General features: G+C 66.9%; 16 protein-coding genes. 11 read left to right on the plus strand and 5 right to left on the minus strand.

Annotation, left to right across the window (positions count from 1 at the left end):
- The first annotated feature begins 53 nt into the window (after positions 1 to 53).
- The 5 genes from BKA23_RS11060 (at position 54) to BKA23_RS11080 (ending at position 6,907) form a co-directional block, all read left to right on the plus strand.
- On the plus strand, positions 54 to 1,913 hold the full coding sequence (locus BKA23_RS11060; protein ID WP_145227970.1) for a flavin-containing monooxygenase: 1,860 nt from the start codon (positions 54 to 56) through the stop codon (positions 1,911 to 1,913).
- A gap of 123 nt (positions 1,914 to 2,036) precedes the next feature.
- Complete coding sequence (locus tag BKA23_RS11065) at positions 2,037 to 2,882, plus strand: nitrilase-related carbon-nitrogen hydrolase (RefSeq protein WP_145227971.1); 846 nt, start codon at positions 2,037 to 2,039, stop codon at positions 2,880 to 2,882.
- A 13-nt stretch (positions 2,883 to 2,895) separates the two neighbouring features.
- The gene (locus tag BKA23_RS11070; RefSeq protein WP_145227973.1) at positions 2,896 to 4,482 is read left to right on the plus strand and encodes an NCS1 family nucleobase:cation symporter-1; all 1,587 of its coding nucleotides are present in this window, start codon (positions 2,896 to 2,898) and stop codon (positions 4,480 to 4,482) included.
- The gene (hydA, locus tag BKA23_RS11075) at positions 4,479 to 5,876 is read left to right on the plus strand and encodes a dihydropyrimidinase (protein WP_145227975.1); all 1,398 of its coding nucleotides are present in this window, start codon (positions 4,479 to 4,481) and stop codon (positions 5,874 to 5,876) included. The genes BKA23_RS11070 and hydA overlap by 4 nt, the downstream gene beginning before the upstream one ends.
- Positions 5,877 to 5,878: 2 nt before the next feature.
- Positions 5,879 to 6,907: a TIGR03842 family LLM class F420-dependent oxidoreductase gene (locus BKA23_RS11080; RefSeq protein WP_145228487.1), complete on the plus strand. Its 1,029-nt coding sequence runs from the start codon at positions 5,879 to 5,881 to the stop codon at positions 6,905 to 6,907.
- A 17-nt stretch (positions 6,908 to 6,924) separates the two neighbouring features.
- On the opposite strand, the gene BKA23_RS11085 is transcribed toward BKA23_RS11080, so the two are convergent.
- A complete protein-coding gene (locus BKA23_RS11085) occupies positions 6,925 to 7,515 on the minus strand; it encodes a T6SS immunity protein Tdi1 domain-containing protein (RefSeq protein WP_145227977.1) in 591 nt (196 codons plus the stop codon).
- A 156-nt stretch (positions 7,516 to 7,671) separates the two neighbouring features.
- On the opposite strand from BKA23_RS11085, the gene valS reads away from it, so the two are divergent.
- From valS to BKA23_RS11115, 6 genes are all read left to right on the plus strand, one after another.
- Positions 7,672 to 10,308 carry a valine--tRNA ligase gene (valS, locus tag BKA23_RS11090; RefSeq protein WP_145227979.1) on the plus strand — a complete coding sequence of 879 codons (2,637 nt, stop codon included), beginning with the start codon at positions 7,672 to 7,674 and terminating at the stop codon, positions 10,306 to 10,308.
- 80 nt (positions 10,309 to 10,388) lie between these two features.
- On the plus strand, positions 10,389 to 11,096 hold the full coding sequence (locus BKA23_RS11095) for a DUF4129 domain-containing protein (protein ID WP_145227981.1): 708 nt from the start codon (positions 10,389 to 10,391) through the stop codon (positions 11,094 to 11,096).
- 13 nt (positions 11,097 to 11,109) lie between these two features.
- On the plus strand, positions 11,110 to 11,712 hold the full coding sequence (locus BKA23_RS11100; RefSeq protein WP_145227983.1) for a hypothetical protein: 603 nt from the start codon (positions 11,110 to 11,112) through the stop codon (positions 11,710 to 11,712).
- Positions 11,709 to 12,686: an AAA family ATPase gene (locus BKA23_RS11105; RefSeq protein WP_145227985.1), complete on the plus strand. Its 978-nt coding sequence runs from the start codon at positions 11,709 to 11,711 to the stop codon at positions 12,684 to 12,686. The genes BKA23_RS11100 and BKA23_RS11105 overlap by 4 nt, the downstream gene beginning before the upstream one ends.
- A complete protein-coding gene (locus BKA23_RS11110; protein WP_145227988.1) occupies positions 12,683 to 13,987 on the plus strand; it encodes a DUF58 domain-containing protein in 1,305 nt (434 codons plus the stop codon). Before BKA23_RS11105 ends, BKA23_RS11110 begins: the two co-directional genes overlap by 4 nt.
- Positions 13,984 to 14,604 carry a hypothetical protein gene (locus BKA23_RS11115; protein ID WP_145227990.1) on the plus strand — a complete coding sequence of 207 codons (621 nt, stop codon included), beginning with the start codon at positions 13,984 to 13,986 and terminating at the stop codon, positions 14,602 to 14,604. The genes BKA23_RS11110 and BKA23_RS11115 overlap by 4 nt, the downstream gene beginning before the upstream one ends.
- Position 14,605: 1 nt before the next feature.
- Here the strand turns inward: BKA23_RS11115 and clpX are convergent, their stop codons facing one another.
- From clpX to tig, 4 genes are all read right to left on the minus strand, one after another.
- The gene (gene clpX / locus BKA23_RS11120) at positions 14,606 to 15,895 is read right to left on the minus strand and encodes an ATP-dependent Clp protease ATP-binding subunit ClpX (RefSeq protein WP_145227993.1); all 1,290 of its coding nucleotides are present in this window, start codon (positions 15,893 to 15,895) and stop codon (positions 14,606 to 14,608) included.
- Positions 15,896 to 16,134: 239 nt separating this feature from the next.
- Positions 16,135 to 16,803 (minus strand): ATP-dependent Clp protease proteolytic subunit, encoded by a 669-nt coding sequence (locus tag BKA23_RS11125; RefSeq protein WP_425473766.1) that lies wholly within the window; start codon positions 16,801 to 16,803, stop codon positions 16,135 to 16,137.
- A complete protein-coding gene (locus BKA23_RS11130; protein ID WP_425473775.1) occupies positions 16,803 to 17,426 on the minus strand; it encodes an ATP-dependent Clp protease proteolytic subunit in 624 nt (207 codons plus the stop codon). The genes BKA23_RS11125 and BKA23_RS11130 overlap by 1 nt, the downstream gene beginning before the upstream one ends.
- A 192-nt stretch (positions 17,427 to 17,618) precedes the next feature.
- A complete protein-coding gene (tig, locus tag BKA23_RS11135; protein ID WP_145227996.1) occupies positions 17,619 to 18,968 on the minus strand; it encodes a trigger factor in 1,350 nt (449 codons plus the stop codon).
- Between the last annotated feature and the right edge of the window lie 88 nt (positions 18,969 to 19,056).

Below are 19,056 nucleotides of genomic sequence, written 5' to 3' on the forward strand. Positions count from 1 at the left end.
AGCCTAACCGCGAGGTGTGCTGTGGGTCACAATTTCCGCACGAAAGGCCAGCCATGACCCAGACCCTGGAACCCGACGCCGCTACTGACACCGGAACCGTCGCAGGCTCCCCCACTGACAGCCGACAACCGGCAGCGGCGTGGCTCGCGGCTCTCGATGCGGCGCTGCAGGCGCGCGACGTGCCTGCCGCTGTGGAGCTCTTCGGGACACAGAGCTTCTGGCGTGACCTCGTCTCGCTCACCTGGAACATCACGACCGCCGAAGGAAAGGACGGCATCGCCGACCTGCTCGAGGCCACTCTCGACACCGCTCAGCCGAACGCGCTGACCTTCACCGAACCGGTGACCGAGGCCGAGGGTGTCGTCGAGGGGTGGATCTCTTTCGAGACGGCCGTCGGCCGGGGCAAAGGACACCTGCGACTGAAGCGCGACGACGACGGGCAGCTGCGCGGCTGGACCTTGCTGACCAGCCTGCGCGAACTGAAGGGTCACGAGGAGAGTCTGCGCGAACGCCGCCCGCAAGGCGTCGAACACACCCTCTCGCCGGGCCGGAAGTCGTGGCTGGAACGCCGGCAGCAGGAGGAAGCGAGCCTGGGCCGCGAGCAGCAGCCGTATGTGGTGGTCATCGGCGGCGGCCAGGGCGGTATCGCGCTCGGCGCGCGGCTGCGGCAGCTCGGGGTGCCGCACCTGGTGCTCGACAAGCACGACCGACCCGGCGACCAGTGGCGCAGCAGGTACAAGAGCCTGTGCCTGCACGACCCGGTCTGGTACGACCACCTGCCCTACCTGCAGTTCCCGGCGAACTGGCCGGTCTTCGCACCCAAGGACAAGGTCGGCGACTGGCTGGAGATGTACACCAAGGTCATGGAGGTGCCCTACTGGCCCAAGACCGAGGTGCGCTCTGCGGCATACGACACGGCCTCCGAAAAATGGGAGGTCGTCGTCGACCGCGACGGCGAGCACCTGGTGCTGCGCCCCACACACCTGGTGTTCGCGACCGGGATGTCCGGCAAGCCGAACCTGCCGAACTTCCCTGGCATGGACGTCTTCGCCGGCGAGCAGCAGCACTCCTCGCAGCACCCAGGACCCGAGGCGTATGCCGGCAAACGCGTCGTCGTCATCGGCTCCAACAACTCGGCGCACGACATCTGCGGGGCGCTGTGGGAGAACGGCGCCGACGTGACGATGGTGCAGCGCTCCTCCACCCACATCGTGAAGTCGGCATCGCTGATGGACATCGGACTGGGCGATCTGTACTCCGAGCGCGCGCTGGCGGCCGGTGTCACGACCGACAAGGCGGACATGATCTTCGCCTCGCTGCCCTACCGGATCATGCACGAGTTCCAGATCCCGCTCTACAAGCAGATGAGGGAGCGCGACCAGGACTTCTACGATCGCCTGGAAGCCGTTGGCTTCCAACATGATTGGGGCGACGATGGCTCCGGGCTGTTCATGAAGTACTTGCGCCGCGGGTCCGGCTATTACATCGACGTCGGTGCCGCCGAACTGGTGTGCGACGGCAAGGTCAAACTCGCCCACGGCCAGGTCGACCACCTCACCCGCGACTGCGTCGTACTGGACGACGGCACCGAACTGCCCGCCGACCTGGTCGTCTACGCCACCGGCTACGGCTCGATGAACGGCTGGGTCGCCGACATCATCGACCAGGCAACCGCTGACAAGGTCGGAAAGGTGTGGGGTCTGGGCTCGGACACCACCAAGGATCCCGGCCCGTGGGAGGGCGAGCAGCGCAACATGTGGAAGCCCACCCAGCAGCAGGCGTTGTGGTTCCACGGCGGCAATCTGCACCAGTCACGCCACTATTCGCTGTACCTCGCGCTGCAGCTCAAGGCGAGGTACGAAGGCATCCCGACGCCGGTGTACCGCCTGCAGGAGGTGCATCACACCAGCTGACCGACGGCGCCCGGTGGCAGGTGGATGCGGTGAAATCCGTTGCCGCGAAACCCTGTCGCCGGGCCGTCGGCGCCGCTACCGTGAGGTGCTCCCCGAGACAGCATCGTGAAGGAGCCCTCGTCCATGACCGTCATCAAGGCAGGCCTTTTCCAAACCCACTGGCGCGGCAGCAAGGCCGCACAACTGGATGCACACGAGCAGATCGCGCACGACGCGGCCAAGCAGGGCAACCAGGTCCTGTGTTTCCAGGAGTTGTTCATGGGCCCGTTCTTCGCCCAGGTGCAAGACAGCGAGTGGTACGACTGGGCCGAGGCGGTGCCGGACGGCCCGATCGTGCAGCGCTTCTCCTCGATCGCCAAGGAGACCGGCCAGGTGCTCGTGCTCCCGGTGTACGAAGAAGTGCAGCCGGGCGTGATGTTCAACACGGCGGCGGTCATCGACGCCGACGGCACCTACCTGGGCAAGTACCGCAAGACCCACATCCCGCAGGTCAAGGGATTCTGGGAGAAGTTCTACTTCCGGCCCGGCGTCAACGACGGCTGGCCGGTCTTCGAGACCGCGGTCGGCAAGGTCGGCGTCTACATCTGTTACGACCGGCACTTCCCCGAGGGCTGGCGAGGCCTCGGTCTGGCCGGCGCCGAACTGGTGTTCAACCCCAGCGCCACCTCTCGTGGCCTGTCGAAGTACATCTGGGAGGTCGAGCAGGTCGCCGCGTCGGTGGCGAACATGTACTACGTCGGCGCACTCAACCGGGTCGGTGTCGAGGCCGATCTCGGCGACAACGACTTCTACGGCACGTCGTACTTCGTCGACCCTCGAGGCAAGTATGTCGGTGACGTCGCCTCGGACACGCAGGAGGAACTCGTCCTGCGCGATCTCGACCTTGATGTGATCCGCGAGGTCCGCGCGCAGTGGGCGTTCTACCGGGATCGCCGCCCGGACACCTACACGATCCTGACGGACAAGTGACGGTGTCCCGGCGATGACCGCGCTGCGGAGCGAGCCCGTGCAGGGCCAGTTGGAGCATCCCGACGGACGCGTGACCCTTGAGGACACCGCAGTCCTCACCGACAGTCCGTACGCCAACCGCGACCTCGACCCGGTGCCGCTGCCGCGGCGGAACTGGTCGACGTACAACTACACGGCGTTGTGGATCGGCATGTCCCACTGCATCCCGTCGTGGACGCTCGCCTCCGGCATGATCGTGCTCGGAATGAGTTGGCGTCAGGCGGTTCTCATCGTCCTGCTGGCCAACCTGATCGTGCTCGTGCCGATTCTGCTCAACGGCCACGGCGGGACGAAGTACGGCATACCGTTCCCGGTCCTCGCGCGCGCGTCGTTCGGGGTGCTGGGCGCCAACATCCCTGCACTCATCCGGGCACTGGTGGCCACGTGCTGGTTCGGCATACAGACCTGGATCGGCGGCGAGGGCATCTTCTTCCTGGCCGGCCGGGTCTTCGGACACGGCTGGCAGACCGCGTCGATGGTCGACGGCTACCCGTGGACCCAGTGGCTCAGCTTCGTGGTGTTCTGGTTGCTGGAGATCGCAATCATCGTGCGCGGCATCGACACCCTGCGACACTTCGAGAACTGGGCGGCGCCGGTCGTGCTCATCGGCGCTGCCGCCCTGCTGGTCTACCTGTGCATCAAGGCCGGCGGTGTCGGTGACGCCCTGTCGCAACCGGGCACTCTGCACGGTCACGCATTCTGGACGGCCTTCGGCCCGCAACTGATGGCGATGATCGCGTTCTGGGCGACGCTGTCACTGAACATCTCCGACTTCACCCGGTTCGGCGGATCGCAGCGCAAGCAGATGGTCGGCCAGTCCCTGGGGCTGCCGACGACGATGACGCTGTTCGCGTTCATGTCGGTGCTGGCGACATCGGCGGCGCAGAAGGTCTACCCCTCCAAGGACCCGATCTGGGACCCGATCCAGCTGGCCGCCAAGATCAACAACGTCATCGGCGTGCTGTTCGCGCTCGCGATCGTGATGATCGCGACGTTGTCGGTGAACATCGCCGCGAACCTCGTCAGCCCGTCCTACGACTTCGCCAACGCAGCGCCCAAGGTCATCAACTTCCGCCGCGGTGCGCTCATCACCTGCGTGCTGTCGGTGCTGATCTTCCCGTGGGAGCTCGTCTCCAACCCGCATGTCTACATCTACACGTGGCTCGGCTTCGTCGGCGCGATCCTCGGACCGGTCGCCGGAATCCTGGTCGCCGACTACTGGTTCGTGCGGGGCCGGCACCTGGTCGTGCGCGATCTGTACGTCCGCGGCCGCGGGCTCTACTGGTACGCCGGTGGTTGGAACTGGCGGGCGATCGTGGCCTTCGTCGTCGCGGCCGTGCTGGCGGCCGGCGGGTCCTACACCGCTGCCGGGTCGTCGGGACCGTTCCCCACCGGCGGCATCATCCCGTTCCTGCAACCCCTCGCCGACTACGGCTGGCTGGTCGGGCTCGCGTCCGCAGCCATCATCTACACCGTCCTGATGAAATCCACCAAAGTGCCTGTCCGGTATGACGATCCGAGCACTGGCATGACCACTGACACGCAAGGAGCGACTGTATGACGACCCTCATCTTCGGCGGGCAGGTCGTGTCCCCGCAGGGTGCTGCGCCGGCCGACGTGCTCATCGACGGCGAGATTGTGACGGCGGTGCTGGCGCCCGGCGCCGCTGACGCGCTCGATGTCCAGGCAGACCGTCGCATCGACGCGACCGGCAAGTACGTGCTGCCCGGCGGCATCGACGTGCACACGCACATGGACATGCCCTTCGGCGGCACGTTCAGCGTGGACGACTTCGAGACCGGCACCCGCGCCGCCGCATGGGGTGGCACCACCACCATCGTCGACTTCGCGGTGCAGAAGAAGGGCGGCTCACTGCAGGAGGCCGTCGACACCTGGCATGCCAAGGCGGAGGGTCGCGCCAGCATCGACTACGGCTTCCACGCCATCCTCGCCGACGTCAACGAGACGTCGTTGAAGGAGATGGATGTCCTTGTCGACCAAGGGGTTTCGAGCTTCAAGTTGTTCATGGCCTACCCCGGCGTCTTCCTGTCCACCGACGACCAGATCATCCAGGCGATGTTCCGTGCGGCCGACAACGGCGCGACGATCATGATGCACGCCGAGAACGGCGCCGCCATCGACCAGATCGTCAGCCGGGCGGTGGCCGACGGCCACACCGAGCCGAAGTACCACGGCCTGACCCGGCCGATCGCCCTCGAGGCCGAAGCCGTCAACCGGGCCACCCAGATGGCCGACGTCACCGGGGCCCCGTTGTACTTCGTGCACCTCAGCAGCGGTGACGCCGTCGACGTCGTCGCCAAGGCCCGCGACGAAGGCCGCAACGTCTTCGGCGAGACCTGCCCGCAGTACCTCTTTCTCGACGAATCCGATCTGGCCAGGCCGGATTTCGAGGGTGCGAAGTACGTCTGCACGCCTGCGCTCCGACCGGTGGAGGAGCAGGCGAAGCTGTGGCGCGGCATCCGCACCAACGACCTGTCCGTCGTCGCCACCGACCACTGTCCGTTCTGCTTCACCCCCGACAAGCAACTGGGCCGCGACGACTTTCGGGCGATCCCGAACGGCCTGCCCGGCGTCGAACACCGGATGGACCTGTTGCACATGGGCGTCACCAAGGGCGAGATCAGCCTCGCCCGCTGGGTCGAGATCGCCGCGGCGACGCCGGCGCGCATGTTCGGCATGTACCCCAAGAAGGGTGTCATCGCTCCCGGTTCGGATGCCGACATCGTCATCTACGACCCGGCAGCAACCCAGATCGTCTCGGCACAGACCCACCACATGAACGTCGACTACTCGGTCTACGAGGGATGGGAGTTCACCGGCAAGGTGGAGACCGTCCTGTCCCGCGGCGAGGTGATCCTGGAGAACGAGCACTTCTCCGGAGCCCTGGGCCGCGGCAAGTTCATCAAGCGCGACCTGTCGCAATACCTGGTGTGACGATGGATTTCGGCATCGTTCTGCAGACCACCCCACCGTCGGCACGCGTGGTCGATCTGGCCCAGCGGGCCGACCGGCTCGGTTTCGACTACGTGTGGACCTTCGACAGCCACATCCTGTGGCAGGATCCCTACCCGATCTACAGTCAGATCCTGGACCGCACCCGCAATGTCGTCGTCGGGCCGATGGTCACCAATCCCTCGACCCGCGACGCAACAGTGACCGCCTCGTTGTTCGCCACTCTCAACGAGATGTACGGCAATCGCACCGTGTGCGGCATCGGCCGCGGCGACTCGGCAGTGCGTGTCACCAACGGCCGCCCGTCCACCCTCGCGGCGCTGCGCGAGGCCGTCACCGTCATACAGGCGCTGGCCGGTGGTGAGGCGATCGAGCACGAAGGCACCTCGCTACGGCTGCCGTGGGCCGGCCGGTCCCGGCTGCCGGTGTGGGTTGCAGCATACGGGCCCAAGGCCCTGCAGCTCGCCGGTGAGGTCGCCGACGGATTCATCCTGCAATTGGGCGACCCGCAGATCGCGCAGTGGATGATCGGTGCGGTGCGATCCGCTGCCGAGCGCGCGAAGCGTGATCCGGATTCGATCACGATGTGCGTCGCGGCACCGGCCTATGTCACCGACGGCAGCGACGAAGCGCTCGTGCACGCCCGCGAGCAGTGCCGCTGGTTCGGCGGAATGGTGGGCAACCACGTCGCCGACATCGTCACCAGGTATGGCGAAAGTTCCGGTGTACCAACGGCATTGACCGACTACATCAAGGCTCGCGAGGGCTACGACTACAACCAGCATGGCCGCGCGGGGAACACGCACGCTGCGTTCGTTCCTGACGACATCGTCGACCGGTTCTGCGTCATCGGGCCTGCCGAGGAGCACATCCGGCGAGTGCAGGAACTCGCCGCGTTGGGCGTCGACCAGTTCGCGGTCTACCTGCAGCACGACGACAAGGAGCACACCCTGCAGGTGTATGCCGATCAGGTGCTGCCGATGGTCAACCAGGCAGGGCAGGCGCGCAGCTGAGCCGGAGGGTGCTGCGGTTACCGCTGATGGACGTGCTGGCGCACCATCTGGTGGACGATGTCGAGGTGGACCGGGCCGTTGCCCTTGTCCAGATTCTCCTGACGCACCTGACCGCCGAGCGCGAGCATCGGCGTGAAGAAGTAGATCTCGTCCGCAGCGAGTGCACCCCTCGCGTCGCGAGCGCCCTGCCGCAGGGCCCGCAGGTCGGCCAGATGCGAAGAGCGGCTGGGCAGGTGCTGGTTGAAGAAGTCGGTCATGTCGCCGGGGATGACCACATTGTTCTGGAAGTGCGGATCGAGGCACTGGATCCGATCGGCGCCGTCGACGTGGTCGTAGTGGTAGATGTGCCCGAAGCTCGTCACCGCGAACGGGATGCTCGTCACGCCGGTCCCCAGCCAGGTCTGCAGGCTGTCGGTCCAGACCCCGGGGTCGACGAGCGCGATCTGCTGATCGCCGTAGAACCCGAGACCGTGCGCGCGCCACAGCTCGATCAACGCTTCGGGGAAGTGCGCCACGCCATACGCGAGGAAGGCCTCTCCTGGCACGCGGACGCCAGGGTCCGGCGGGTAGGCGTCGACGAACGGCTGCAGCGCGATGGATTCCGGCATACCACTATTCTTTCATCACCCTCACGCGCTCCCCGCGCATATTCGACCGCACGGCAGCAATAACCGCCCCCACGTCGAATATCCGGCAGGGCTGCGCACCCGGCAACGAGGAAACCGATTCGAAACCGGGCACCGGCCAATGGGACGATGTGCGGCATGACTGACTCCGCCAGCCCGCGCACGCCCGACGTCCCCGACAAGCCGACCGTCGACGGCCTGGAGGACAAGTGGGATGCCGTATGGCGCGAGCAGGGCACCTACGCCTTCGACCGCGAGCGCGCGCTGTCGCTGCCGCGAGAGCAGGTCTTCGCCATCGACACTCCCCCGCCGACGGCGAGCGGGTCGCTGCACGTGGGTCACGTCTTCGGCTACAGCCAGGCCGACGCGATCGCGCGCTACCAGCGCATGCGCGGCAAGGAGGTGTTCTACCCGCTCGGGTGGGACGACAACGGCCTGCCCACCGAGCGTCGGGTGCAGAACTACTACGGCGTCCGCGGCGACCACTCCGCAGCATACGACCCGGATTTCACCCCTCCGCAGCAGGGCGCCGAGGGCAAGTCGGTCAAGGCCGCCGACCAGGTGCCGATCAGCCGCGCCAACTTCATCCCGCTGTGTGAGGAGCTCACGGTCGAGGACGAAAAAGCCTTCGAGTCCTGCTTCCGCCGCCTCGGCCTGTCGGTGGACTGGTCGCAGACCTATCGCACCATCGACGACCGTTCGCGCGCGGCTGCCCAGCAGGCGTTCCTGCGCAATGTCGAGCGCGGCGAGGCCTACCAGGCCGAAGCCCCCGGCCTCTGGGACGTGACCTTCCAGTCGGCCGTCGCGCAGGCCGAGCTCGAGGCACGCGACTACCCCGGAGCCTTCCACCGGGTGGCCTTCCACGACGGTGAGACGCCGCTGTTCATCGAGACCACCCGACCTGAGCTCATCCCGGCATGCGTGGCGCTCATCGCCCACCCCGACGACGAGCGGTATGCATCGTTGTTCGGAAAGACAGTGACCTCACCGCTTTTCGGCGTCGAGGTGCCGGTGCTGGCGCACCCCGCGGCCGAGCCCGACAAGGGCGCGGGCATCGCGATGTGCTGCACCTTCGGCGATCTCACCGACGTCATCTGGTGGCGCGAGCTGCAACTACCGATCCGTTCGGTGATCACCCGCAACGGCCGGTTGCAGGGCGAGACGCCGGACTGGATCGCGGGCGGTCCCGGCGAGCAGTTGTATGCCGAAGGTCTGGCCGGCAAGACGGTTCACTCCGCACGGGTGGCCGTCGTCGATGCGCTGCGTGAGTCCGGCGATCTCGACGGTGAGCCCAAGGCGACGCAGCGCAAGGCGAACTTCTTCGAGAAGGGCGACAAGCCGCTCGAGATCGTGACCAGCCGGCAGTGGTACATCCGCAACGGAGGTCGCAGCAAGGAACTGCGCGAAGCCCTGATCGCCCGTGGCAGCGAGATCGACTTCCACCCCGGTTTCATGCGCAGCCGCTACACCAACTGGATCGACGGGCTGAACGGCGACTGGCTGATCAGCCGCCAGCGCTTCTTCGGGGTGCCCTTCCCGGTCTGGTATCCCGTCGACGCCGACGGGGAGACCGACTACGACCGCCCGATCCTGGCGGCCGAGGCGAGCCTGCCGGTCGACCCGCAGACCGACATACCTGCCGGTTACTCCGGCGAACAGCGAGGCGTGCCAGGGGGTTTCGTCGGTGACCCGGACATCATGGACACTTGGGCGACGTCGTCGCTGACCCCGCAGATCGCCGGTGGCTGGTCGGTCACCAGCGACGCCGGTGGGCGTAACGACGCCGAACTCTTCGACAAGATCTTCCCGTTCGACTACCGACCGCAGGGCCACGACATCATCCGCACCTGGCTGTTCTCGACCGTGGTCCGCAGCCACTTCGAGCACGGCAGTGTGCCGTGGACCGGCGCCGGCATCAACGGGTGGATCCTCGACCCCGACCGCAAGAAGATGTCCAAGTCCAAGGGCAACGCGGTCACACCGGAGGAGGTGCTGCGCCAGCACGGCGCCGACGCGGTGCGTTACTGGGCCGTCTCGGGTCGTCTCGGCAATGACGCCGCGTATGACGAGGGTCAGATGAAGGTCGGCCGTCGTCTGGCGATGAAGCTGCTCAACGCCAGCAAGTTCGCGCTCACGATGGGTGACGCACCGGCGGTTGCGGCGCTGGTGACCCACCCGCTCGACCGTTCGATGCTGGCGGCTCTCGCGCAGGTCGTCACCGATGCGACGCGCAGCTACGAGGCGTGGGATTACACGCGCAGCCTCGAGCTGACCGAGTCCTTCTTCTGGACCTTCTGCGACGACTACATCGAGCTGGTCAAGGACCGCGCCTACGGTAGCCACGGCGAGGAGGCGGCAGCCAGCGCGCGCGCCGCGCTGCGGATAGCTCTCTCGGTGCAATTGCGCCTGCTCGCGCCGTTCGTGCCCTACGCCACCGAGGAAGTCTGGTCCTGGTGGCAGGACGGCTCGGTGCACCGCAGCAGCTGGCCGGAAGCCGCCGAGTGCGGTGTCACCGACGCCGATGACGGCACCCTGGCCGCCGCGGGCGCCGCGCTCGCGGGCATTCGCAAGGCCAAGTCCGACGCCAAACTCGGGATGCGTGCCGAGGTCACGGCGCTGACGATCGCGGCGCCCACCGCCATACAGCAGCTGTTGCGGTCGGCAGAGGCCGACCTGCGCGCCGCCGGAAAGGTCACCGCCGATCCGCACTACGTCGATGGGGACGCGGTCGAGGTGTCGGACGTTGCGCTGACGCCACCGCCTCCGCGCAATTGACAGGGTCGTGATGTCGACCGAGTCGGAAAGCGCACCCGATTTCCGACTCGGCGGCAATCTTTGTGCCATAGATTGTCCTCATGCTCGGGGGGCACCACACATCACAGACGACGGCCGCACGCTCGTGGCCGTTGGTGGGCACAGCCGCCGTCGCCGTGGCAACCCTGTTGTTCCTCTCCATCGCCCGTCGGCCCGGCTTCGCCTACACGACCGGCCGCGAGACGATCGGCGACCTGGGTGTCCCGCACCATGCGCCTCGTCCGACGACCGTCGGTTCGCGCAGTTCCGCGCCGGTGCAGGCGCCCCTGCACTCACATCACAGCCTTATCGGACCGTCGATCGTGGCGCTGGTCGGCGTCGTCCTTGCGGTGATCCTGGTCGTGTCGGCAGTGCGCTGGTTGATGGAGTACCTGCGCGATCGGCGCCGCCTCGACCCGATCGCGGTGCAGGTGGCGGCGCCATCGACGACCTTCGCCGAAACCGTCGAGCAGCAACACGAGGCGATGCGACTCGGCACCCCGACCAACGCCATCATCGCCTGCTGGGTCGCGTTCGAGAGGACAGCTGCCGAGGTCGGCGTACCACGCCGCCCCGCGGAGACCTCCGGCGAACTCGCCGAGCTGATCTGCCAGGCCTTCAGCGTCGACCGCGCGGCCCTGCAGGAACTCGCCGAGTTGTATGGCGAGGCGCGGTTCTCCGATCACCCGTTGCAGGAGGCGCACCGCGACCGTGCGATCGCGGCACTGCAGCGAATCCGTGCATCACTGGACCGGCAGCCGATCGGATGAGCAGGTGCCACAGATGAGTCAGTTCGTACGCGAGCCCGACCATGTCATCGAACCCGAGCCGGTCACGCGAACAGACCTGCGATCCCGTTGGACTAAACGCCTCGCGGTGGTCGCCGTCCTGGTCGTCGTGGCGTATTTCGGCGCCGGACCGCTCAACATCCACACCCACTGGTTGGCAGTGGCCGCTACGGTCATCGCCGCAGCCGTTGTCATCTGGGCGTTGGAGTCGGCGGAGTCGGACTGGGACCCGGGCACGTGGGGCGACATCACCGGCCTCGGGCGATCGGTTCGCCGCTCGGATGTGCGTCTGCGGCGTCTTCGACTGGCCTGCACGCAGGCAGTCGGCACCGACGGCGAGCACGCGGCGCCGCAGGCGCTGCAGCAGATCCTCACCGATCTGGTGGCCGCCAGACGGGCCGACCTACCGACCGCGGCCCCACCGCCGTCAACCGGGCCGATGGGCATCGGCCGCATCACCGAGACGTTCGAGACCGGCAGCGCGACGCGGCCACCCGCGCTTCCGCCGGCCGTCGCAGCCTTCCTGTCCGCCGATCCACCACCCCGCCTCACCGAGCAGCAACTACGAACCATCGTCGGAGAAATCGAGGACATGTGACCACTGATGCAACCCCGCCCCTGACGGTGCCCCAGACCTCCGAACTCGCCGCGACCGTCCTCGACCACGTCGAGACCGCGGTGGTCGGCAAGCGTGATGCGCTCGAGGTGGTGCTCGCCACCGTGCTGGCCGGCGGCCACGTGCTCTTGGAGGACAACCCGGGGCTGGGCAAGACGCTGGCCGCCCGGTCCCTCGCGCAGTCGCTCGGGCTGGACTTCCGCCGCGCACAGTTCACCCCCGACCTGCTGCCGGCGGATCTCACCGGATCGTTCATCTTCGACCAGCGCAACGCCGAGTTCGAGTTCCGTGAGGGCCCCATCTTCACCGGCCTGCTGCTGGCGGACGAGATCAACCGCACGCCTCCCAAGACCCAGGCGGCGCTCCTGGAGGCCATGCAGGAACGCCAGGTCACGATCGAGGGCCGCACCTTCCCGCTGCCGCAACCGTTCCACGTCCTCGCGACGGCGAACCCGGTCGAGTACGAAGGCACCTACCCCCTCCCGGAAGCCCAACTCGACCGGTTCCTCACCCGGGTGACCTTCGGTTACCCGACCGAGGCCGAGGAGTTCGACGTGCTGCAGCGACGTATGACGCGCCGCGCCGAAGAGATCCAGCTGGATCCGGTCACGGACGCAGCCGGGGTGTTGGCGATGCAGGCGTCGGTCGAAGCCGTGATGGTCGAGCCGACGGTGGCGCAGTACTGCGTGCAACTCGCCGCGGCCACCCGGGACCACGCGCAGACTCTCATCGGTGCGTCACCGCGCGGGTCGCTGGCACTGATGCTCGTCAGTCGCGCCTACGCGGTGATCCGCGGTCGTGACTATGTGCTCCCTGAGGACATCAAGGCGATCGCCGTGCCGGTGCTGGCACACCGGGTGACGCTGCGCCCCGAGCTGTGGATGTCGAATGTCACGCCCGCCTCGGTCGTCAACGGTGTGCTGCAGTCGGTGCCGACGCCGGTTGTCACGGCGTGAGCGGTCAGCCGCCTGCTGGGCTGCGTTGGCGACCGACGCCGTCGTTCCTCGTCGGTCTCACCGCCGCGGCGGTGCTGTCGCTGGTTGCGATCCTCTTCCGCCGGCTCGATGCGGCGCTCTTCGCGACGCCGTTCATCATCGTGGTCGCCTGGTCGCTCGCCACCCGGCCGTCGAGCAGTCCGCGTCTCCTGCGCCGGTTCAGCGACGTCACCGTGCAGGAGGGCACCACCCATCTGCTGCAGATCGAAGCCCGCGAGGTGGCCGGAGCCGAGCAGTTGCTCACCGAGGTCGGTGCCGTCGAGACGATCCTGGTCTCTCCGCGTCGCCATGACGTGCAGCTGGTCACCTCCGACACGGCCACCGCGCAGCTGCACTGGACGCCGGCCCGCTGGGGAACCCCGGATTTCGGTGCCTGCCGGGCCGGTCTGCTGTCGCCGTGGGGGGCCTTCCGGTGGGGGCCGGTGAGATTCAGTTCGGCGATGATCCGGGTGACCCCGCGGGCGGTGTCCTTCCAGAGCCGTGCGGGGATGCCGCACCCGGTCGGTCTGGTCGGGCGCAACCAGTCACGCCGCAGGGGCGACGGCACGGAGTTCGCCGACATACGGCCGTTCGTACAGGGTGACCGGCTGCGCCGGATCCACTGGCCGGTCTCCGCCCGCAGCGGCGAGTTGCACGTGCGGACCACCTACGCCGAATTGGACGCCGAGCTCGCGATCATGCTGGACGCATCGACCGAGGTGGGCGTCTCCGGCGGTGTCGATGACGTCAGCACCTCTCTCGACCTGGGGGTCCGTGCGGCGGCAGCGGTCGCCGGCTGCTTCCTCACGCAAGGGGAGCGCGTCGGTCTCGACGTGATCGGTTCCAATCCGGCGGTTCACGTCCCGGTCCGCCCCGGTAGGACGCAGCTGCAGCGTCTGGTCGCCAGTTTGTCCACGGTGCGCCCCGGCGGTGAACGCCACCTGCTCTCGTCGATCCGACGGGTGCGGACGTCGCCAGGCGCACTGGTGGTCCTGATTTCGCCGCTGATGTCCGAGCAGGTGCTTGCGGCCGCAGCCGCGTTGACGCGGCGCGGGCTGACGGTCATGGTGGTCGACTGCCTTCCCGCCGACGTCCGGATCGACAACGACGACACGCCCTTGGTCGATGTTGCGCTGCGTATCCGGCTGCAGCAGCGTGCGGTCGAGATCGCTGCCATCCGCAGGATCGGCGTGACCGTGACGGCGTGGAACGGCCCGGGCAGCCTCGACACGGTGTTGCGCGACCTCAACCGCCGCCCGGCATCCTCGGGAAACCTCAGATGACCGGTCCTGAGCTGACCACCGTGCAACGTGAAGGCCCTGCGATGAACTTCGTGCGCACGATACCGACCTGGTTCGCCGCTGCGCTGTCGCGACGCCATCGGCCATACCGGGTGCATCGCGATCGCCGATACTGCTACCTCGTCGCAGCGGCGATGGTCCTGGCCGTGTGCGCATGTGCAGTCGTGGCGGGACACGCCGGAGGTTTCGCCGTGTTCTTCACCGTGCTGGCGGTGGCGTGCGTGGGTGTTCAGCAATGGGGCCCCGGTATGGCGGGTGCGCTCACCTTGTCGGCGGCGGCGTGGTTCAGCGCCGCCCCGCCGTCGCAGACGCCGTGGTGCGTCCCGGCCGCCGTTGCGATGCTCGTGATGTTCTCGGCTATGACGCTGGCCGGCTACGGTCCCGAGGCGGCTCCCGTGCCGCGTGACCTGCTGCTGCGGTGGGTGCGTCGCGTCGCTGTCGTCGCTGCGATCACCGTGGTGGCGGGACTCCTCGCGGGCGCCATGGGCTCAGCCGGCATGCGCGGATCAGTGGACCTGTCGGCAGTCGGCCTGCTGCTCGTCGCGGGGCTGGTGGTCGTCATCGTCCGCATCATCACGGCTGCGCACGGCAGCGACTGACTCAGGCGGATTCCTTGCGCGGCGGGCGTTTGCGGGTCGGCGTGGTGTCGCGTCGCACGATCGTCGGGTTGACGTTGTCGAGCACAACCTCGCGGGTGATGACCACCCGGGCGATGTCGTCGTCGCTCGGGACGTCGAACATCACCGGCAACAGGACCTCCTCGAGAATCGCACGCAGCCCACGGGCACCTGTGCCACGCAGCATCGCCTGCTCGGCAACCGCCTCGACAGCGTCCTGACTGAACTCGAGCTCGACCCCGTCGATCTCGAACATCTTTTCGTACTGCTTCACCAGCGCGTTGCGCGGCTCGGTGAGGATCGACACCAGACCCTCGCGGTCCAGCGGCTCCACCGTGGTGATGATCGGCAGACGCCCGATGAACTCCGGGATCAGGCCGAACTTCATCAGATCCTCGGGCAGCACGTCGGAGAAGCTGGTCAGCGGGTCCTTGGCGGTCCGCAGCTCCGAACCGAAGCCCAGACCCTGGCGACCGGTACGGGCCTCGATGATCTTCTCCAACCCCGCGAAGGCGCCACCGACGATGAACAGCACGTTCGTGGTGTCGATCTGGATGAACTCCTGGTGTGGGTGCTTGCGACCGCCCTGCGGCGGCACGCTCGCGGTGGTGCCTTCGAGGATCTTCAGCAACGCCTGCTGGACGCCCTCACCGGACACGTCACGGGTGATCGAGGGGTTCTCGCTCTTGCGGGCGACCTTGTCGACCTCGTCGATGTAGATGATGCCCGTCTCGGCCTTCTTCACATCGAAGTCGGCGGCCTGGATGAGTTTGAGCAGAATGTTCTCGACGTCCTCGCCGACATAGCCCGCCTCGGTCAGCGCCGTGGCGTCGGCGATGGCGAAGGGAACGTTGAGCATCCGGGCGAGCGTCTGCGCGAGGTAGGTCTTGCCGCAGCCGGTCGGGCCGATCAGCAGGATGTTGGACTTGGCGATCTCGACGCTCTGGCCATCCTTCTTGGCCGACGCAGACTGCTCGGCGGCCTGGATGCGCTTGTAGTGGTTGTAGACGGCAACGGCCAGCGCGCGCTTGGCGGTCTCCTGCCCGACGACATACTGCTCGAGAAACTCGAAGATCTCTTTGGGCTTGGGCAACTGTTCCAGCCCCAGGTCGGAGGTCTCGGCGAGCTCCTCCTCGATGATCTCGTTGCACAGGTCGATGCACTCGTCGCAGATGTAGACGCCCGGCCCGGCGATGAGTTTCTTGACCTGCTTCTGGCTCTTTCCGCAGAACGAGCACTTCAGCAGGTCGCCGCCCTCTCCCATGCGTGCCACGTGGCTTCCTCTCCGATCGCGAACACCTCTGACCAGCCTGCCGTCGACAAGCTGTGCTGTGGCGACGCTACCCCGACGGCGCGCTCACTCATGACATTGAATCCCGGTGTCGGGCATCAAGTCACGCCTGTCCGCTGATGGCGAAATCGCCGGTCGAGTCACACCCGTCACAGACGTTCGTATGCCGGGGACGTCATGTGCTGACGGCCCCGGCATACGAGACGAAAAACCTGCGGGTACTACTGTGCGGACGCCTTGCGGCTGGACAGCACCTGGTCGATCAGGCCGTACTCCTTGGCCTGCGCGGCGGTGAGGATCTTGTCGCGCTCGATGTCCTTCTCGACCTCTTCGGCGGTGCGTCCGGTGTGCTTGGCCAGCGTCTGCTCGAGCCACTCACGCATCCGGAAGATCTCGTTGGCCGTGACCTCGAGGTCGGAGGCGGTGCCACCCGTGCCCTCCATCGCCGGCTGGTGGATCAGGATGCGCGCGTTCGGCAGCGCGAACCGCTTGCCGGGAGCGCCCGCGCCCAGCAGCACCGCGGCTGCGGAGGCGGCCTGCCCGACGACGAAGGTCTGCACGTCCGGCTGGATGTACTGCATCGTGTCGTAGATCGCAGTGAGCGCGGTGAAGGAGCCACCGGGTGAGTTGATGTACATCAGGATGTCGCGGTCGGGATCCTGGCTCTCGAGCACGATCAGCTGCGCGATGACGTCGTCCGCCGACGCGTCGTCGACCTGCACCCCGAGGAAGATGATGCGGTCCTCGAAAAGCTTGTTGTAGGGGTCGGAGCGCTTCATGCCGTAGGAGGTGCGCTCCTCGAACTGCGGCAGGATGTAGCGATTGGTCGGCTGCGGTGCGCGGAGTCCGGCATACGGCGAATTCATCTGTGCTCCCAGGTAATCGGTCATCAGTGGCCCCCGCCCGGTGCGTCGGTCGAACGCTCGAAGACGTGGTCGACGAAGCCGTAGTCCTTGGCCTCCTGAGCGGAGAACCAGCGGTCACGGTCGGAGTCGCTGGTGATCTGCTCGACGGTCTGGCCGGTGTGCTCGGCGATGAGCTCGGCCATCTGCCGCTTGATGAACACCAGCTGCTCTGCCTGGATCTTGATGTCGGAGGCCGTGCCGCCGATACCGCCGGACGGCTGGTGCATCATGACGCGTGCGTGCGGCGTGGCGTAGCGCTTGCCCGGCGTACCCGCCGACAGCAGGAACTGGCCCATGCTCGCAGCCATACCCATCGCGACGGTTGCGACGTCGTTGGGGATCCAGTTCATCGTGTCGAAGATCGCCATGCCGGCCGAGATCGAGCCACCGGGGCTGTTGATGTACAGCCAGATGTCCTTCTCCGGGTCCTCGGCCGCCAACAGCAACAACTGCGCGCAGATCGCGTTGGCGTTGTCGTCGCGGACGTCGGAACCGAGGAAGATGATCCGTTCCCTGAGCAGGCGGTTGTAGATCTGGTCGTCAAGGCCCATCGAGCTTTCGGTGGCCATCGACACCTCCTGTGCGTTGCTCACGCTCGTCTCCATCATGTCGTGGTGCGGGTTGTGCACTTCATGGACCCTAACGCCAGCGTCCGCCGTCTTCGTCCCCGATCGGGCCGATGTTCGCCACAGGCGAAATCGCGGATCTTCACCGGTATGACGAAACGCCCCGGCACCAGGTGGCGCGGGGCGTTCCGTCATACGTTCTCGGGGTCATACCGGCAGGTATGACGCTCCAGGTCAGGCCTTCTCGGTGACCTCGGCGTCGAGGTCCTCGGAACCGGCCTCGTCAGCCTCGTCCTCGGCAGCGACATCGTCCTCGTCGTCTTCGTCGAGGGCGTTGAGGTCGACCACGTCACCGTTGGTGTCGACGACCTTGACGACGTCCAGGATCGAGGCGAGCGCCTTGCGGCGGGCGACCTCGCCCATGATCGCGGGGACCTGGCCCTGCTGGTCGAGGGCCTGCGCGAACTGGTTGGGATCCATGCCGTACTGCTGCGCCGACATGATGAGGTACTCGATGAGCTCCTCCTGCGACACCTGCACCTCGTCGCGTTCGACGATCTTGTCCAGGATCAGCTGGGTCTTGAACGCACGACGGGTTTCGGCGTCGACCTCGGCGCGGTGCTCGTCGTCCTCCATGCGGTCCTCGCCCTCGAGGTGCTGGTTGACCTCGGCCTCGATCACGGAGTCCGGCAGCGGCAGGTCCAGGGTGTCCAGGATCTGCTCGAGGGCCTTGTCGCGTGCCTGCACGCCCTGCTGGAAACGCTTGTTGCGCTCGGCCTGTTCGGCGACCTCGACGCGCAGTTCCTCGATCGTGTCGTGCGAGGAGGCGAGCTGGGCGAACTCGTCGTCGAGTTCGGGCAGCTGACGTTCCTTGACGCCCTGCACGGTCACGGTGACCTCGGAGTCCTCACCCTCGTGTTCGCCACCGGCGAGGGCAGCGGTGAAGGTCTTGGACTCGCCGACGCTCAGACCGGTGACGGCTTCGTCCATGCCCTCGAGCATGTTGCCGGAGCCGACCAGGTAGGACACACCGGTGACATTGTCGATCTCCTCGTCGCCGATGGTGGCGACCAGGTCGATCGTGACCGAGTCACCGTCGGCGGCGGCGCGCTCGACAGCGGCCAGCGTGGCGAAACGCTCGCGCAGCGACTGCAGTTCAGCCTCGGTGTCCTCCTCGCCGACCTCCAGCGGGTCGACCTCGACGGTCAGCGCGGAGAAGTCGGGGAGCTCGAACTCAGGAACGGTGTCGACCTCGACGTTGAACTTCAGGGCACTGTCGTCATCGGCGGGCACGTCGGTGATGTCGACCTCGGGCTGACCCAGCGGGCGCACGTTGTTCTCGGTGAGCGCCTGGCCGTAGAAGTTCGGCAGCGCGTCGTTGACGGCCTCCTGCAGCACGGCACCGCGGCCGACCCGCTGGTCGATGATGCGCGCCGGCACCTTGCCCTTGCGAAAACCAGGAACCTGGATCTGCGAACCGATCGTGGCGTATGCCGCGTCCAAGCTCGGCTTGAGCTCCTCGAAGGGGACCTCGACGGTCAGCTTGACCCGAGTCGGGCTCAGGTTCTCCACGGCACTCTTCACTGCTGAGACTCCAAATGGTGATGGTGACAGGACCAGCGGGATCGAATCCCGGGCCGCTGGCATGGCGGTATTGCCACGCACTGGCAAG

Origin of the sequence: Rudaeicoccus suwonensis (assembly GCF_007829035.1) — a bacterium.
GTDB lineage: Bacteria > Actinomycetota > Actinomycetes > Actinomycetales > Dermatophilaceae > Rudaeicoccus > Rudaeicoccus suwonensis.

Coding starts and splice junctions, on each gene's coding strand:
- BKA23_RS11060 (WP_145227970.1), top strand. CDS start 54: ATGACCCAGACCCTGGAACCCGACGCCGCTACTGACACCGGAACCGTC.
- BKA23_RS11065 (WP_145227971.1), top strand. CDS start 2,037: ATGACCGTCATCAAGGCAGGCCTTTTCCAAACCCACTGGCGCGGCAGC.
- BKA23_RS11070 (WP_145227973.1), top strand. CDS start 2,896: ATGACCGCGCTGCGGAGCGAGCCCGTGCAGGGCCAGTTGGAGCATCCC.
- hydA (WP_145227975.1), top strand. CDS start 4,479: ATGACGACCCTCATCTTCGGCGGGCAGGTCGTGTCCCCGCAGGGTGCT.
- BKA23_RS11080 (WP_145228487.1), top strand. CDS start 5,879: ATGGATTTCGGCATCGTTCTGCAGACCACCCCACCGTCGGCACGCGTG.
- BKA23_RS11085 (WP_145227977.1), bottom strand. CDS start 7,515: ATGCCGGAATCCATCGCGCTGCAGCCGTTCGTCGACGCCTACCCGCCG.
- valS (WP_145227979.1), top strand. CDS start 7,672: ATGACTGACTCCGCCAGCCCGCGCACGCCCGACGTCCCCGACAAGCCG.
- BKA23_RS11095 (WP_145227981.1), top strand. CDS start 10,389: ATGCTCGGGGGGCACCACACATCACAGACGACGGCCGCACGCTCGTGG.
- BKA23_RS11100 (WP_145227983.1), top strand. CDS start 11,110: ATGAGTCAGTTCGTACGCGAGCCCGACCATGTCATCGAACCCGAGCCG.
- BKA23_RS11115 (WP_145227990.1), top strand. CDS start 13,984: ATGACCGGTCCTGAGCTGACCACCGTGCAACGTGAAGGCCCTGCGATG.
- BKA23_RS11125 (WP_425473766.1), bottom strand. CDS start 16,803: ATGACCGATTACCTGGGAGCACAGATGAATTCGCCGTATGCCGGACTC.
- BKA23_RS11130 (WP_425473775.1), bottom strand. CDS start 17,426: ATGATGGAGACGAGCGTGAGCAACGCACAGGAGGTGTCGATGGCCACC.